Genomic DNA, 15,585 nt, shown 5'->3' with positions numbered 1-15,585 from the left:
AGCGTTAGAAAGTCAGCTCAACCGCCGCGCCGATCAGGCGGCCGCGCTGGAGCGTCGCCGTGTAGATGTCATTGCTTCGGATCATCTCGCGGCGGTCGGAGTCAAACAGGTTCTTCGCATACAGCGTGGCGCGGCCGTAGTCGAAGGTGTAAGCCAGCTGGGCGTTGGCCGTCCAATAGGAGCCGATGCGCCCGCGCGAGTCGTTGTCGTATTGCGAATAGTAGGAGTCGGTGAACGCCACGTTGCTGCTCAGCTCCCACCCTTTCAGGAACTGATACCTGGCGCCCATGTTGGCGGTGTAAGCCGGCGCGCGCGCCAGCTCATGCCCTTCCACGCCGCTGCCCGAGAACTTTTTGATGTCGGTTTTCAGCAGGCCGAGGTTGCCGAACAGCTCGAAGTCCCAGCGCGGCTGCCAGGTGGCGCCGATTTCCGCCCCGTAGGTTTCCACCTTGTCGGCGTTGCGGATCACGCTGGAGTTCTCACCCAGCGAGTACGGCAGCTGCATGTCTTTGTAATCGTTGTAGAAGATGTTACCCGTCAGCACCACGTTGGCGTCTTTAAGGTGATGACGGGTGTACAGCTCGTAGTTCCAGACATACTCGGAACCGTAGGTGTAGCTGACCACCGGCGTGCCGATCGTGATGCCGCCACCGCCGGCGTTATAGCCGCGTGCGATCTTGGCGCCGTAGGTTTGGGTATCCGTCGGTTTCCAGGCCACGTCCAGCTTCGGCAGGAACACGGTGTAGGTTTCATCAAAATCGATGCGCACCGCCTGGCTGCCGCCGTCGCGGCGACGGTGTTCGCGTTCCAGACGGCTGGCGGCGGTCACGTCCACCTGCGGCGTCAGCGCATAGGTCAGCTCGGCGAACGCCGAATGGGTATCGGTTTTATCCTTGAAGGTCGAGCCGCCGAAAATGTTGACGAACTCATCCTGCGTGCCGTGGAAGTAACGCAGCCCCGCCAGCCCGTGCAGGCGGCTGTCCGCGCCACCGAAGCGCACCACCGGCTCCACGTGAACTTCCTGGCCGTCGATCTCGGCGTATTGGATGTTGTAAGCGGTAGGACGGTTGATGTTGAAATCGGTGTAGATAACGCGGTTTTCAAACGTCAGCGCATCGGAGGCCTCCCAGGCCAGATCCCAGATAGTGCTGTTCATGTTGCTTTTGAACACGGCGCGGCGCGGATCGTGACGCGGATTGGTCGGATGCGGCTGCGGGTTGAGGCTTTCGTTTTGCGGTGCGGTGCTGCCGAAGTGGTTAAAGGTCAGCTTAGTGGTCAGATCGCGCAGGCCGGCCGGATTGAACAACAGCTTGGCGCGGGCGGTGGTGGCTTCCACTTCACGCGGATCGCCCACTGGCGCATAGGCCGGCAGGTCAGCCTCGCTGCGGCGGCGCTGGCGATCGACGCTGACGCGGAACGCCAGCTGATCCTCCACCAGCGGGCCAGACGCCATGGCGGCCAACTGTGACGAGTGCTGGTTGCCGGCTCCGCCCTTGAAGGCGCTTTCCCATTCGAAGGTCGGGTCTTTACTGGCCATGACGATGGCGCCGGCGATGGCGTTGCGCCCCTGGATGTAGCTTTGCGGGCCGAGGAACACTTCGACGCGATCCAGATCCCACAGCGACTGCGGGCCGAACGCCTGTTCGTTATAGGTCAGCGAACGGCCGTCCAACGACAGATTGAGGCGCGGGCGGGTGCCGCTGAGGAAAGCATTGGCCCCGACGTTCGGGCCGGAACCGTCGATACCGCGCACGGTCGGCAGTTCGTTGCCGATGCCCAGATCCACCACGTTGGGGGTCATGCGCAGCAGATCGGGGATCTGCACCGCGTCGGGCATTGAGGCGATGCGGTTGCTGTCGAACACCTGCACGCTGGAGCCGGTGTCGAAAATGGAACGTTTGATCTTCTCACCGGTGACCAGCAGCGTTTCCGCGTCCTGGTAGGTTTCGTTGCTCTTCGTTTCCGCCGCGTTGACGTTACCGATCGCCAGTGAACACACGCCTAAAAATACCGAGGAAAACGCCCCAATGGCTCTTAACCCCGCCTTTTCCCCGTTTCCTACGCTTTCATGCCGTTGAGCCGCAAAATGCTTGCCCATAGATGTCTTCTCCTTTCATCCCAGAGGTGCACAAAATTTGATTTTTTTTACACAACCTACATCGACACTCACACAGACCATGACGCTGCGGCCTTCCCGACCTTGCTGTTGCTTATCCCTGCGGCAAACCCATGTCTTTCGCGGCCGAACGGGCGCGGCCCGTCCACGGCCAAGCCGCCGGCGGAGCGGCCGACGGCTTGTATAAAAACGTAAAATAATGTTAAGAATGATAATATTTTGCATTTTCTAATGCAAATCATTATCAATAAAGGTGTGAGAGCGGCCACGATAACCGCCAGAAAACCTTATACTTTCGCAGGTAAAACAAGCGCTGCAATAACAGACAATAATTACAATGCTAAGAATAATATGAATAAATTATTCACACCCAACCCCATGCCTGCCCGTTACAGCTAAAACCCCTTATAGATAGCACCCTCGCGCCAAATGGATCAAATAATAATAATTTTCATTCCTATTAACATTTGGATATATTCTTGCAGTCTCGTTGGCTGAATCAAAATGGATACCCGATGAAAGCTTTGACCACGATGCAGGCCGCCTATTGGGTTGGCCGACAGTCCGCTCCCCCTCTGGGCGGCATGGCCGCCCATCTTTATGCGGAATTCGACGGCGGCGAGCTGAACATCGCCCGGCTGCGCCAGGCCGTCGAGGCGTTGTACCTGCGTCATCCGCTGTTACGCCTGCGCATTACCGACGATGGCAGGCAGACGATCGCACCTCCCGGCCCCCGACATACCTTGCATCTCGACGACTGGCGACATGCCGATGAAGCAACGCTGGCGGCCGCGCTCGCCGCCAAACGCCAGGCGAAAAGCACCCAGTTGCTGCCGCTGGAGCAGGGCGTTCCCTGCGATATCAGCCTGAGCCTGTTGCCGGAAGGACGCAGCCGCCTGCATGTCGATCTCGACATGATCGCCGGCGATGCCATGAGCTTTCGCCTGTTGATGGAAGATCTGACGGCGTTTTATCACCAGTGTCCGGCGGCCCCAGCCCATGACGCGCCGCCGGCCTACTTCGATCACCTAGAACGACGCGACGCCGACGTGGCGCTGCGCCAAAGGCGCGAACGCGGTCAGCGTTGGTGGCGTGAACGCCTGGCGCAGATGCCGCCGGCGCCGCGCCTGCTGCGCACGCCGGATCGCTGCCGCAGCGATCGTTTGGCCATACAGCTGAATGCAGAAGAAAGCCGCGCGCTGGAGGACGTCGCCAAACGGCACCACACCTCCCTCTCGACGCTGTTTCTCGCGCTGTTCGCGCTGGCCGTCGGCCAGGGTTGGAACATGACGCGCTTCCGGCTCAACGTGCCGCTGTTCCACCGCGAGAGCGAACGGGAGGACGCACATCGCCTCATCGGCGATTTCTCTAACCTGGTGCTGCTCGGCGTGGAACTGAACCCGACGGAAAACCTGAACGCCTTCTGCCGGCGCCTGATGACGCAGCTGGCGGAGCTGATCGAGCATGCGGATTACCCCGGCGTCAGCGTGATGCGCGATCTGTCGCGCCTGCACGGCAGCCTGCAGCCTTCGCCGGTGGTGTTTACCGCCGGTTTCGGCATCCGCGGCAAAACGCTGTTTTCCGAACGGATCACCAACACCTTTGGCCGTCTCGGTTGGGTGATCTCTCAGGGGCCGCAGGTGGCGCTGGATGCGCAGGTCGCCCACGTCGACGACGGCATTCTGATCAACTGGGACGTGCGGCTGGACGCGTTCCCCGAGCAGGTGCTGCCGCGCCTGCTGGCCTGTTACCGGGCGCTGCTGCACCTGGCCGCGCGGCAAGCGGGGGCATTCGATCGCCCGCTGTCGCAGTTGCTGGCGCAATGCACGCCCGACGCGCTGGCGCAGCAGGCGCCGGTGCGCCAGGTGCTGCACCGGCTGCTGGCGCGGGTGGCTCCCGAGGCCAGTGTGCGCGACCACGACGATATCCGCCGGTTGGCCTTGCCGGATGCCGGGGTGAACGCGCTGCTGACGGTGCTCAACAAGTATCTGGCGGCGGCGCTGACGGCGCAGGATCTGACGGCGCATCCCTCCCCGGCTGCGCTGGCGGCGTTGATCTGCCAACGGTCGCCCGAGGCAGGAAGGCATGCGAAAACGCTGCTCGCCGCGCTGGCGCCGCAGCACTGAGATCGGTTTCCGGGCGCACGGCGCCCGGCTCGTTTTAATCGGTTAGCGACTATAGGGAAGTACCATGGAGACAGCTTTAACCGCACTGCAGCAGGCCTATCTTCTGGGCCGCAGCGATCGATGGCCGCTCGGCGGCGTGGCGATGCACGACTTTCGCGAATACCGCGCCCGGCAGCTGGACGTACCGCGCCTTGAAGCGCGCCTGACCGAGCTGGTACAGCACTACCCGGCGCTTCGCACCTGCATCGATGTGCAGCGCGGCACGCAGCACGTACGCCCGGAGGTGACGCTGCATCTGGATCGCCACGATCTGCGCGCCCTTGATGGCGAAACGTCGCAGCGCCAGGTCGAACAACTGCGCGAGCGTTACTCCCACCAGCGCCACGATCCGAGCCAACCGCTGTGGCGCATCGCCGTGATCCAACTTGCCGAACAGCAGGATCCGACGGGATCGCCGTACGATACGCTGATCTTTACCAGCTTTGATGCCTTGATCCTCGACGGCCAGGGGATCTCCACCGTGATCGCGCGCCTGTTCGACGATCGCCCTCTGACGTCGACCGCCGCCGCACTGCCGCCCCCCGCCGCATCGGCGGCGCAGCGCCAGGCCGATGCCGCCTACTGGCGTGAAAAGCTGCAGGATGTCACCACCCCGTCGGCGTTGCCGTGGCGCGCCCCGCTCGCCAATCTCACCTCATCACGCTATCGCCGTGCCACCCTGACGCTGCCGCACGATACGATAAAACAACTCGGCCGTCTGGGATCGCCGCATGCGCTGCTGCGCAACAGCCTGCTATCGGCGCTGATCCTCGATACGCTGGCCCACTGGACCACCGACGGTGAGCTGTGCGTTGGGGTGCCGGTAGCGTTCCCCGCCGCCGATGGTGCCCTGGGCAACGCCTCCAGCTTCGTGGCGGTGCGCTATTCCCGTCACGGCGAAGACTTTATCCAGCGCGCGCAAGCCCTGCAGGACGACGTGCTCGGCGCGCTCGACCACCTGACGTTTTCCGGCGTCGATCTGGCGCGGCAGTTGCTCGGCCAAAGCCAGGGCGGCCCGGCGCTGCCGGTGATCCTGACCAACTGTCTGGGTTGGGAAACGCTGCCGGCCGAGGCGCCGGTGTGCTTTCACGACGGCCTGACCCAAACGCCGCAGGTCGCCATCGATATTCGCCTGACGCTGGACAGCGAAAAAAACCTGCAGCTGTGCGTGGACTACGCCGAACAGGCGCTGCACGGCGAGCAGGTAGAAGCCATGCTGGCGGCGTTGCAGCGACGCATCCTGCGCAGTTGCCAACGCGCCGACCTGGCGATCGCGCCGCGAGATTTCATCGATCTGGCGCATTATCGCCACAATGACAGCGAAGCGAATTACGCGCCTTATCCTTATCTGGCGCAGCTGGCCGAGCGGCTGTTTGGCGCACAAAACGGCGGCAACGCGCTGATCTGCGGCGAACAGACGCTGACCTACCGCGAACTGGGCCAGCAGATCGCCACGGCGATCGCTAACCTGCAAAGCCGCGGCGTGCAGCCGGGCAACGTGGTGGCGTTGTATCTGCCGCGCAGCCCTGAGCAGGTCATCTTCAGCCTCGCCTGCGCCCTGCAGGGCGTGATCTGGGTGCCTATCGATATCAACTCACCGCCGGAACGCACCGCCTACCTGCTGGAGAACTGCCGGCCGACGTTGGTGGTGCACGGCGGCGATCTGGAGACGCCGATCGGCGTGACGCCGGCGATCCTGCTGGCGCCGACGGATCGCGCGCCTGCGCTGCCGGATGAACAGACGTTGGTGGAACGCAGCGCCAGCCTGACCGCAAGCTACTACCTGTATACCTCCGGCACCACCGGCAAGCCCAAATGCGTGGTGCTCAACAACCGCGCCACCGCCAACGTTATCCACCAGACCCAGCAGCGCTGGGCGGTCACCGCCGACGACGTGTTCATTTCCGTCACGCCGCCGCACCATGACATGTCGATGTTCGATCTGTTCGGTTCGCTGTGCGCCGGCGCTACGCTGGTGCTGCCGGCGCCGCATCAGGAAAAAGACGCCATCAGCTGGAACCAGCTGGTGGAAAAACATCGGGTCAGCCTGTGGTGTTCGGTGCCGGCCATTCTGGAGATGCTGCTCACCTGCAAAACGGCCGACAGCCTGCGTTCGCTGCGCCTGGTGGCGCAAGGCGGCGACTACATCAAGCCGGCGACGGTGCAAACCCTGCGAACCCTGCGCCCGGATCTCGCGCTGTTCTCGCTCGGCGGGCCGACCGAAACCACCATCTGGAGCATCTGGCACCCGATCGCCCCGCAGGAGAGCGGCACCGTGCCTTACGGCCGCCCGCTGCCCGCCAACCGTTATTTCATCTGCCATGACGACGGCAGCCACTGCCCGGCCGGCGTGGTCGGCCGCATCCATACCGCCGGGGTGAACCTGGCGTTGGGCTACCTGGAGCAGGGGGAGCTGAAGCAGCACGATTTCATCACCCTCGAAGGGCCGGACGGACAACCGCTGCGCGCTTTCCGCACTGGCGATCAGGGCTACTACCGTGCGGACGGCAACATCATGTTCGCCACCCGGGTGAACGGCTATGTGAAGATCCGCGGCGTGCGCGTCTCGCTGCCGGAAATCGAAGACGTGCTGCGCCGCCATCCGGCGATCCTGGATATGGTGGTGGTGGATTATCCCAGCGGAGAAAACAACGAGGCGGCGCTCGGCGCCCTGTATCTGACCCGCGACGGCAAGCCGCTGCCGCTGTCCGAGATCCGCGCCTTCGCCACCGGCTATCTGCCCTGTACCCATATTCCCACGCGCTTTATCCACGCCGAGGCGCTGCCGCTGTCTGCCAACGGTAAAACCGACCGCCATCGCATCCGCGCCGACCTGAGCCACCAGCAAACCGCGCCGGCGTTGAACGCCTGCGCGGCCCCGCCGCCGCACGCGCCGCTGGTGCGCAGCGCCGAGATCCTGACCATTTACTGGCAGGCGATCGGCGTGACCCCGCGCCCGGAATGGGGGGAAGAGACGGCGTTCATCGCCATGGGGCTGAAGCTGCCGCATATCAAACAGGTGGCGTCACGCCTCAATGACGCTTTTGGCACCCGTCTGGTAAGCAGTTCGCTCTTGCCGTGCAAGAACGCGCGCGAAGTGGCGGCGTTGCTGGCCAGCTGAAGCCCTGCCACTCGGGCGGGAGCATCCTCCCGCCCGCACTTTCTCAGGCGGGCAACGCCGTCAGGGCCGCCAGCGGTTGCCCCCAGGCTTCCCGCTGCAGCGCACGCAACAGAAATTCTTGCAGCGCCTCGCCATAGTCCAGCGCATCCTCCGTCGGAAACTGCTCCAGATAGATATCGATATCCACCTGCAGATCGCGGGCGTCGGTGCGGCCGCGATAAGTCAGGTTGAAACCGTCGCCCGAGCCGCCGGCCAATACGCTGCGCGTACCGCTGCAGCCGGTGAAACGGGGCGCATCGAAGGGCTGCACATTAATGAAAGGGGAAATAAAGAAGCGCGAGTCCGGATCCACGCCGCGATCGACGGCCAGTTGCCGCAGGCGGTAGCCGGCGTGGCTGCGCAGCTCACGCAGTTGCTGCGTCAGCGTGGTGAGAAAGCTCCCCAGCGTCTCCGCTTGCGACGGTGACACCAGCAGCGGCAGAGTGTTGACCGCCAGCGAAGGCACGTTGGTGGCGGCCTGCCCGCGGCGATTCAGCGCCGGCATCCACATCGGCAGCGTATCGCCCTGCCGGGTACAGCGCGGCATCACCTGAAACAGCCAGGCCGCCGACAGCGCCACCAGCAAGTCGGGCCAATTGATGCCGCTGCGCTCCGCCAACTGCGCCAGACAGTGCGACACTGCCGCCGACAGCCGGTGATGGGTGCTCAAACGCCGTACGCCATAGGCCTCACCGCCCTTGCGTACCGTCGGCAGCGCCTGTGACGGCGGCAAATAGGTCTGCCAAAAGCGCCGATCGCGCTCGCATCGCTCAGAATCAGCGTAGGCCAGCTCGGCCTGTTGAAAGGGTCCAAATGCGCCCAGAGGGATACCCGCGTTGCCCTGGCCGAGGTAGTGCGCATATAACGCGGCGCAGCGGTGTTCGATCAGGGCCATACCGAAGCCATCAATCAGAATATGGTGCGCACGCACGTACCAGAGGTAGCGCTCCGGCCCCAGTTTGAGCAGCCAGGCTGCGGCTAGCGGCTCGCTATGCAGCGCCCGGCGCTGCGCGATATCTTCGCGCATCAGGCTTTGCGCCGCCAGCCAGGGATCGCCGTGCGTTTGCAGATCGATGCGTTGCAATGGCGGTGTGCACTGTGGATCGTAACGCAACGACGGAGGAGCGTCGCCATGCCGCTCACCAAAGCGCAAGGCAAACGCCTGCGTCTCGGCGAGAGTGGTGGCGATCGCCCGGCAGAGCGTCTCTTCCTCTACCGCGCCACACAGTTCGGTGCAATGTGCGACGGTGGACAGCGTCTGCCCAGGGTGCAAGGTGTGTTCTTCCCAGAAATCAAGCTGCGCTGGCGCCAGCGGCAACCATTCAGAGGCCAAAGCGGTGTCCGACATGTTACCTACCTTTGATAAGCCTGAATAAAGACGCCGAACGGGCGTAACCCCACCGTTCAACGGCTTTGCGTGTCTCCATACATCATCAAATGAAAATGATAATAACATCTATTATCATTTCTATTAATTTGGTAACACTTTAGATTCTGTTAAGCGGGGATGCAAGTCGCGCAGTAGGACAGAGAAAAGAAAGTGGCCGGTTGAAGAGCCATAAAAACAAAACGCCCCGGCACAACTGCCTGGGGCGTTTTCAACGTCGGCGATACTCGGTAATTAGGCCTGGTTGGCCGGCTTCACCTTCTGCGCCAGGAACTCCGTTTCGTAGGCCAGCGCCTTCTTGCGATCGAACTGGTGCTCCCACTTGGCGATCACCAATACCGCCAGCGCGTTACCCACCACGTTCAGCGCAGTGCGCGCCATATCCAGGATACGGTCCACGCCGGCGATGAACGCCAGGCCTTCCAACGGAATGCCGACGCTGCCCAGGGTGGCCAGCAGCACCACGAACGAGACGCCCGGCACGCCGGCGATCCCTTTCGAGGTCACCATCAGCGTCAGCACCAGCACGATCTCCTGCCCCAACGACAGCTCGATGCCGTACAGCTGGGCAATAAAGATGGCGGCGATGCTCTGGTACAGCGTCGAGCCATCCAGGTTAAAGGAGTAACCCGTCGGCACCACGAAGCTGGTGATCGACTTGGGCGCGCCATAAGCCTCCATCTTTTCGATGATGCGCGGCAGCACCGTTTCCGAACTGGCGGTGGAATAAGCCAGGATCAGTTCGTCTTTCAGGATGCGGATCAGCGTCCAGATGCGCAGGTTGCACAGCCGGGCGACCGCCCCCAGCACCACCAGGGCGAAGAACGCAATGGCGAAGTACACCAGCACCACCAGCTTGGCCAGCGGCAGCAGCGAAGCGAAACCGAAGTTGGCTACCGTGACCGCAATCAGGCCAAACACCCCGATCGGCGCATAGCGCATAATCATGTGGGTGACTTTGAACATGCTCTCGGACACTGCCTTGAACACCTTCAGCAGCGGCTCTTTGGTCTCTTTCGGCAACGACGACAACCCCAGGCCGAACAGCACCGAGAAGAAGATAATCGGCAACATGTCGCCCTTGGCCATCGACGAGAAGACGTTCGACGGGATCAGCGACAGAATGGTCGCCACCAGACTGTGCGAACCGCTTTGCACCTGTTCGGTGGTTTTCTCGTACTGCGAAATGTCCACCGTGGTCAGCGTCGACATATCGATGCCGTGGCCGGGTTGGAAGACGTTGGCCAAGGTGAGCCCCACCACGATGGCGACGGTGGTGATCACTTCGAAGTAGATAATGGTTTTCAATCCGATGCGGCCCAGCTTTTTCGCATCCCCCACGCCGGCAATACCGACGATCAGCGTGGAAATAACGATCGGCACCACAATCATCTTGATCAGACGAATAAAGATATCACCCGCCGGGCTGAGAATATTGCTCACCAGCCACTCACGAGATTCGGTCTGGTTATGCAATACCGCGCCAACAATAATACCCAGTACCAACGCGATCAGGATTTGCCAAGCCAGGCTAATTTTTACACTTTTCATACCCAAAAAGTCCTCAAAGACTCTTTGCGCCGTACAAAGTCGCAACACGGCGAAAAGAATACTTAATCATTTATTACAGGCTTATGTTAATTCAGTGGAAGCGTTCACCTGCCCTGGGTGCCACGCAGTATAAATCTGTATCATCCGGGCGGCATGCTCTGCAAGCCTTGATTTGTCAGGCTTGAGCGCTGAATCGAATCACAAAAATTTCGCGGAACTATTTCAAATGGCATAATTGCTTGTTATTAAAAAAATAATTTTTCATATAATGAAGTACATAACCACGCCGACGACGATTTTTTGAACGCGATTAAAATGCGTTATTTTTCGCTCATTCTGCATATTTAATCCGCATCATATGTTTATATTTTGTTACTCAAAAGTCAAATAAATGAGAATTGGCCGAGTGACACTTTCGTCCATAAATGCAGCGCCACTTTATATTTCGATTAAAAATCGAACGATGCCGCAGGATGAATGCCACAGGATATTTCCCGAGTTTTCATCAGGAATTAAGCGTTAATAAAACGTTATTTCACGCTGTGCCGTCCATCGTTATATCGTGCTAATGCCAACTTAGAATATTAATAGCGAAAAACAACCCAAAAAGATTTATAGCGAGAAATAATGGCGGCCCTGATCGTATCTATTAATTTCGCGGCAGTTGAGTCCGTTTTGGTTTATTCTTTTTTGTTCTTTATATAAGTGTTTTTGGTTAAAACGTGGGTTTATGAGGATTTAAGCGCCAAAGAGATAGATACGCCCTGCAAATGCGACAGAACGATTACAAATCAATATCTTTGTTGCGTGATCTGCCGCGCAAAAAAGAAACAAAGAATCATAGCAAACTATACTTAACCTTCAGTTGACATATCATTAACAACTTCAAGGAGAAAAGCTATGAGCCAACTGCATAAACACGCTATTCCTTCTGCAATTGCAGAACGCGCCCTGATTAATCCGGCACAATACCAACAGTATTATCAACAGTCGGTTCAAGACCCAGAGGCTTTCTGGGGTGAGCATGGCAAAATCCTGGATTGGATCAAACCCTATACCAAAGTTAAAAATACCTCGTTCGATCCGGGCCACGTCAGCATTCGCTGGTTTGAAGACGGCACCTTGAACCTGGCGGCCAACTGCCTGGACCGCCATCTGGCCGAGCGCGGTGACCAAACCGCCATTATCTGGGAAGGCGATGACCCGACCCAATCCAAAAAGGTGACTTACAAACAGCTGCACCACGATGTCTGCCAATTCGCCAACGTGCTGAAACAGCTCGGCGTTAAAAAAGGCGACGTGGTGGCCATCTATATGCCGATGGTGCCGGAAGCGGCGGTCGCCATGCTGGCCTGCGCGCGCATCGGCGCCGTACATTCGGTGATCTTCGGCGGCTTCTCGCCGGAAGCCGTCGCCGGGCGCATTATCGACTCCAACGCCAAACTGGTGATCACCGCCGATGAAGGCCTGCGCGCCGGCCGCGCCGTGCCGCTGAAAAAGAACGTCGACGATGCGCTGAAAAATCCCGGCGTGGTCAGCGTGGCCAACGTGGTGGTATTCAAACGCACCGGTAAACCGGGCTACTGGCAGGAAGGGCGCGATCTGTGGTGGCATGAGCTGACCCAGGGCGTCTCCGCAGACTGCCCGCCGGAAGAAGTGAACGCCGAAGATCCGCTGTTCATCCTGTACACCTCCGGTTCGACCGGCAAGCCGAAAGGCGTGCTGCACACCACCGGCGGCTACCTGGTCTACGCTGCGATGACCTTTAAGTATGTGTTCGACTACCACGACGGCGACATTTACTGGTGCACCGCCGACGTGGGCTGGGTCACCGGCCACAGCTATCTGCTGTACGGCCCGCTGGCCTGCGGTGCCACCACGCTGATGTTCGAAGGCGTGCCTAACTATCCGGGCGTCAATCGCCTGTCGCAGGTGATCGACAAACACCAGGTCAACATTCTGTATACCGCACCGACCGCCATTCGCGCGTTGATGGCCGAAGGCGACAAGGCGATCGAAGGCACCCGACGCGATTCGCTGCGCATCATGGGCTCGGTCGGCGAACCGATCAACCCGGAAGCCTGGGAGTGGTATTACAACAAGATCGGCAACGCGAGATGCCCGATCGTCGACACCTGGTGGCAAACCGAAACCGGCGGCTTCATGATTACCCCGCTGCCGGGCGCCACTGAGCTGAAAGCCGGTTCCGCCACGCGGCCGTTCTTTGGCGTACAGCCGGCGCTGGTCGATAACGTCGGCACGCCGCAGGAAGGCGCCTGCGAAGGCAACCTGGTGATCGTCGATTCCTGGCCGGGCCAGGCGCGCACCCTGTTCGGCGATCATGATCGCTTCGAGCAAACTTACTTCTCGACCTTCAAAGGCATGTACTTCAGCGGTGACGGCGCCCGCCGCGACGAGGACGGTTACTACTGGATCACCGGCCGCGTCGACGACGTGCTGAACGTCTCCGGCCACCGTCTGGGCACCGCCGAGATCGAGTCCGCGCTGGTATCGCACCCGAAAATCGCCGAAGCGGCGGTGGTCGGCATTCCTCACAACATCAAAGGCCAGGCGATCTACGCCTACATCACGCTGAACCACGGCGAAGAACCGACGCCGGAGCTCTATACCGAAGTGCGCAACTGGGTGCGTAAAGAGATAGGGCCGATCGCTACGCCGGATGTGCTGCACTGGACAGACTCGCTGCCCAAAACGCGCTCCGGCAAGATCATGCGGCGCATCCTGCGCAAAATTGCCGCCGGCGACACCAGCAACCTGGGGGATACCTCCACGCTGGCGGATCCGGCCGTAGTCGACAAGCTGTTGGAAGAAAAACAATCAATGAAAGTGCCGTCATAATTTACGCCGCTTCAGGCCGCTCATTCGGATAACGCGCCGTTGAGCGGCCCTGGCGCGGCGTACTCTCTCAATACCGACTGGAGACACTCTGATGAATGACACCATTTATCAAGGGATTGAAGAAAACCCGCGCTTTAAAGAGCTGGTGAGAAAACGCGGCCGGTTCGCCTGGCTGCTTTCGCTGATTACGCTGGCGCTGTACGTCGGCTTTATTTTGTTGATCGCCTTCGATCCACAATGGCTCGGCACGCCGATCGCCGCCGGATCGACCATCACCCGCGGGATCCCGGTCGGCGTCGGGTTGATCGTGATCTCTTTCGTCTTGACCGGTCTCTACGTGTTTCGCGCCAACGGCGAGTTCGATCGCCTCACCGCAGAGATCCTGCGCGAGGTGAAACAATGAAGCGCTTATTGTCCGCCGCCGCGCTGCTGTTACTGCCGGGCCTGGCCTGCGCCGACGCCATTGGCGGCGAGGTGCATCGCCAGCCGCTGAACATCCAGGCGATCGTGATGTTTATCCTGTTTGTCGGTGCCACCCTGTACATCACCTACTGGGCGTCCAAACGCACCCGTTCCCGTCAGGACTACTACACCGCGGGCGGGCGCATTACCGGCCTGCAAAACGGCCTGGCGATCGCCGGTGACTTCATGTCCGCCGCCTCGTTCCTCGGCATCTCCGCATTGGTCTACACCTCGGGCTATGACGGGCTGATCTACTCCATCGGCTTCCTCATCGGCTGGCCGATCATTCTGTTTCTGATCGCGGAACGCCTGCGCAATCTCGGCCGCTATACCTTCGCCGATGTCGCCTCTTACCGTCTGCAGCAGAAACCGATCCGCACCCTCTCGGCCTGCGGCTCGTTGGTGGTGGTGGCGCTATATCTGATCGCGCAGATGGTCGGCGCCGGCAAACTGATCCAGCTGCTGTTCGGGCTCAACTACCACGTAGCGGTGATCCTGGTCGGCATTCTGATGGTGCTGTACGTGCTGTTCGGCGGCATGCTGGCCACCACCTGGGTGCAGATCATCAAAGCGGTGCTGCTGCTGGCCGGCGCCAGCTTTATGGCGCTGATGGTGATGAAGTCGGTTAACTTCGACTTCAATACCCTGTTCGCCGAAGCGGTGAAGGTGCACCCGAAAGGCATCGCCATCATGAGCCCCGGCGGGCTGGTGTCCGATCCGATTTCCGCGCTGTCGCTTGGCCTGGCGCTGATGTTCGGCACCGCCGGCCTGCCGCACATCCTGATGCGTTTCTTCACCGTGAGTGACGCCAAGGAAGCGCGCAAGAGCGTGTTCTACGCCACCGGCTTTATCGGTTACTTCTATATCCTGACCTTTATCATCGGCTTCGGCGCCATCTTGCTGGTCAGCGCCAATCCGGCGTTCAAAGACGCCACCGGCGCGCTGCTGGGCGGGACCAACATGGCGGCGGTGCACCTGGCCAATGCCGTTGGCGGCAACTTCTTCCTCGGCTTTATCTCGGCGGTGGCGTTCGCCACCATTCTGGCAGTGGTTGCAGGCCTGACGCTGGCCGGCGCCTCGGCCGTGTCCCATGACCTGTACGCCAGCGTGATTAAAAATGGCAAGGCGACCGAGCGCGATGAGCTGAAGGTCTCCAAGATCACCGTCGTGGTATTGGGGCTGGTCGCCATTGCCCTGGGGATTTTGTTCGAGAAGCAGAATATCGCCTTTATGGTCGGGCTGGCGTTCTCCATCGCCGCCAGCTGTAACTTCCCTATCATCATCCTGTCGATGTACTGGTCGCGTTTGACGACCCGCGGCGCGATGATTGGCGGCTGGCTGGGTCTGTTAACGGCGGTGATTCTGATGATCCTCGGCCCGACGATCTGGGTGCAGATCCTCGGCCATGAGAAACCGATTTATCCGTACGAATACCCGGCGCTATTCTCGATGATCGTGGCCTTTGTCGGCACCTGGCTGTTCTCGATCACCGACAGCTCGCTGGCCGGGCAGCAGGAGCGGGAACGCTTCCGGGCCCAGTTTGTCCGTTCGCAAACCGGGCTGGGCATCTCCCAAGGCAGCTCGCATTGATCGAATAATAAGTGAAAAAAGCAAACACACCCTAATCAAAGGCCCTTCGGGGCCTTTTCTCTGGCTCGCTGGCGGAGAATAAGAAGGAGGGGGAAAAACCGCGCAGCGTAGCTGCGCTTTTTTACGTTTTACGCATAGCAAAAAGCCCTGAACGTCAGTTCAGGGCTTTCGGCTTTATTTGATGCCTGGCAGTGTCCTACTCTCGCATGGGGAGACCCCACACTACCATCGGCGCTACGGCGTTTCACTTCTGAGTTCGGCATGGGGTCAGGTGGGACCACCGCGCTATTGCCGC

Annotated in this window: 8 protein-coding genes and 1 rRNA gene; 5 read left to right on the top strand and 4 right to left on the bottom strand. The window is 60.3% G+C overall.

Annotated elements, in window-relative coordinates; translation table 11 throughout:
- Positions 1-4 precede the first annotated feature (4 nt).
- On the bottom strand, positions 5-2,098 hold the full coding sequence (locus ACJ8OK_RS09765; protein ID WP_049240029.1) for a TonB-dependent receptor: 2,094 nt from the start codon (positions 2,096-2,098) through the stop codon (positions 5-7).
- 533 nt (positions 2,099-2,631) lie between these two features.
- Here ACJ8OK_RS09765 and ACJ8OK_RS09760 point away from each other — a divergent pair.
- Both ACJ8OK_RS09760 and ACJ8OK_RS09755 read left to right on the top strand, forming a co-directional pair.
- On the top strand, positions 2,632-4,242 hold the full coding sequence (locus ACJ8OK_RS09760) for a condensation domain-containing protein (RefSeq protein ID WP_442530558.1): 1,611 nt from the start codon (positions 2,632-2,634) through the stop codon (positions 4,240-4,242).
- 64 nt (positions 4,243-4,306) lie between these two features.
- Entirely contained in the window at positions 4,307-7,402 is a 3,096-nt protein-coding gene (locus tag ACJ8OK_RS09755; protein ID WP_060558219.1) for an amino acid adenylation domain-containing protein, read from the top strand.
- 43 nt (positions 7,403-7,445) lie between these two features.
- On the opposite strand, the gene ACJ8OK_RS09750 is transcribed toward ACJ8OK_RS09755, so the two are convergent.
- Both ACJ8OK_RS09750 and gltP read right to left on the bottom strand, forming a co-directional pair.
- The gene (locus tag ACJ8OK_RS09750; RefSeq protein ID WP_442530557.1) at positions 7,446-8,789 is read right to left on the bottom strand and encodes a condensation domain-containing protein; all 1,344 of its coding nucleotides are present in this window, start codon (positions 8,787-8,789) and stop codon (positions 7,446-7,448) included.
- Between the two features lie 273 nt (positions 8,790-9,062).
- Positions 9,063-10,379, bottom strand: coding sequence for a glutamate/aspartate:proton symporter GltP (gltP, locus tag ACJ8OK_RS09745; RefSeq protein ID WP_015376334.1), 1,317 nt, complete (start codon positions 10,377-10,379; stop codon positions 9,063-9,065).
- A gap of 900 nt (positions 10,380-11,279) precedes the next feature.
- Here gltP and acs point away from each other — a divergent pair.
- The 3 genes from acs to actP all read left to right on the top strand — a co-directional run bounded on the left by acs (position 11,280) and on the right by actP (position 15,290).
- Positions 11,280-13,238 carry an acetate--CoA ligase gene (acs, locus tag ACJ8OK_RS09740; RefSeq protein ID WP_004930044.1) on the top strand — a complete coding sequence of 653 codons (1,959 nt, stop codon included), beginning with the start codon at positions 11,280-11,282 and terminating at the stop codon, positions 13,236-13,238.
- Positions 13,239-13,329: 91 nt separating this feature from the next.
- Positions 13,330-13,641, top strand: coding sequence for a DUF485 domain-containing protein (locus ACJ8OK_RS09735; protein ID WP_033631543.1), 312 nt, complete (start codon positions 13,330-13,332; stop codon positions 13,639-13,641).
- Entirely contained in the window at positions 13,638-15,290 is a 1,653-nt protein-coding gene (gene actP / locus ACJ8OK_RS09730) for a cation/acetate symporter ActP (RefSeq protein WP_004930048.1), read from the top strand. Before ACJ8OK_RS09735 ends, actP begins: the two co-directional genes overlap by 4 nt.
- A gap of 183 nt (positions 15,291-15,473) precedes the next feature.
- Here actP and rrf read toward each other — a convergent pair.
- Positions 15,474-15,585 (bottom strand): 5S ribosomal RNA (gene rrf / locus ACJ8OK_RS09725); the annotation flags it as partial.

The organism is Serratia sp. CY71090, from assembly GCF_052166845.1.
In the GTDB taxonomy this organism is placed as follows: Bacteria; Pseudomonadota; Gammaproteobacteria; order Enterobacterales; family Enterobacteriaceae; genus Serratia; species Serratia nematodiphila.
This window is presented reverse-complemented; position numbering and strand designations above follow the sequence as displayed.

What these genes read in the sequence shown, in the direction of transcription:
- ACJ8OK_RS09765 (WP_049240029.1), bottom strand. Translation starts at nt 2,098, where the DNA reads ATGGGCAAGCATTTTGCGGCTCAACGGCATGAAAGCGTAGGAAACGGG.
- ACJ8OK_RS09760 (WP_442530558.1), top strand. Translation starts at nt 2,632, where the DNA reads ATGAAAGCTTTGACCACGATGCAGGCCGCCTATTGGGTTGGCCGACAG.
- ACJ8OK_RS09755 (WP_060558219.1), top strand. Translation starts at nt 4,307, where the DNA reads ATGGAGACAGCTTTAACCGCACTGCAGCAGGCCTATCTTCTGGGCCGC.
- ACJ8OK_RS09750 (WP_442530557.1), bottom strand. Translation starts at nt 8,789, where the DNA reads ATGTCGGACACCGCTTTGGCCTCTGAATGGTTGCCGCTGGCGCCAGCG.
- gltP (WP_015376334.1), bottom strand. Translation starts at nt 10,379, where the DNA reads ATGAAAAGTGTAAAAATTAGCCTGGCTTGGCAAATCCTGATCGCGTTG.
- acs (WP_004930044.1), top strand. Translation starts at nt 11,280, where the DNA reads ATGAGCCAACTGCATAAACACGCTATTCCTTCTGCAATTGCAGAACGC.
- ACJ8OK_RS09735 (WP_033631543.1), top strand. Translation starts at nt 13,330, where the DNA reads ATGAATGACACCATTTATCAAGGGATTGAAGAAAACCCGCGCTTTAAA.
- actP (WP_004930048.1), top strand. Translation starts at nt 13,638, where the DNA reads ATGAAGCGCTTATTGTCCGCCGCCGCGCTGCTGTTACTGCCGGGCCTG.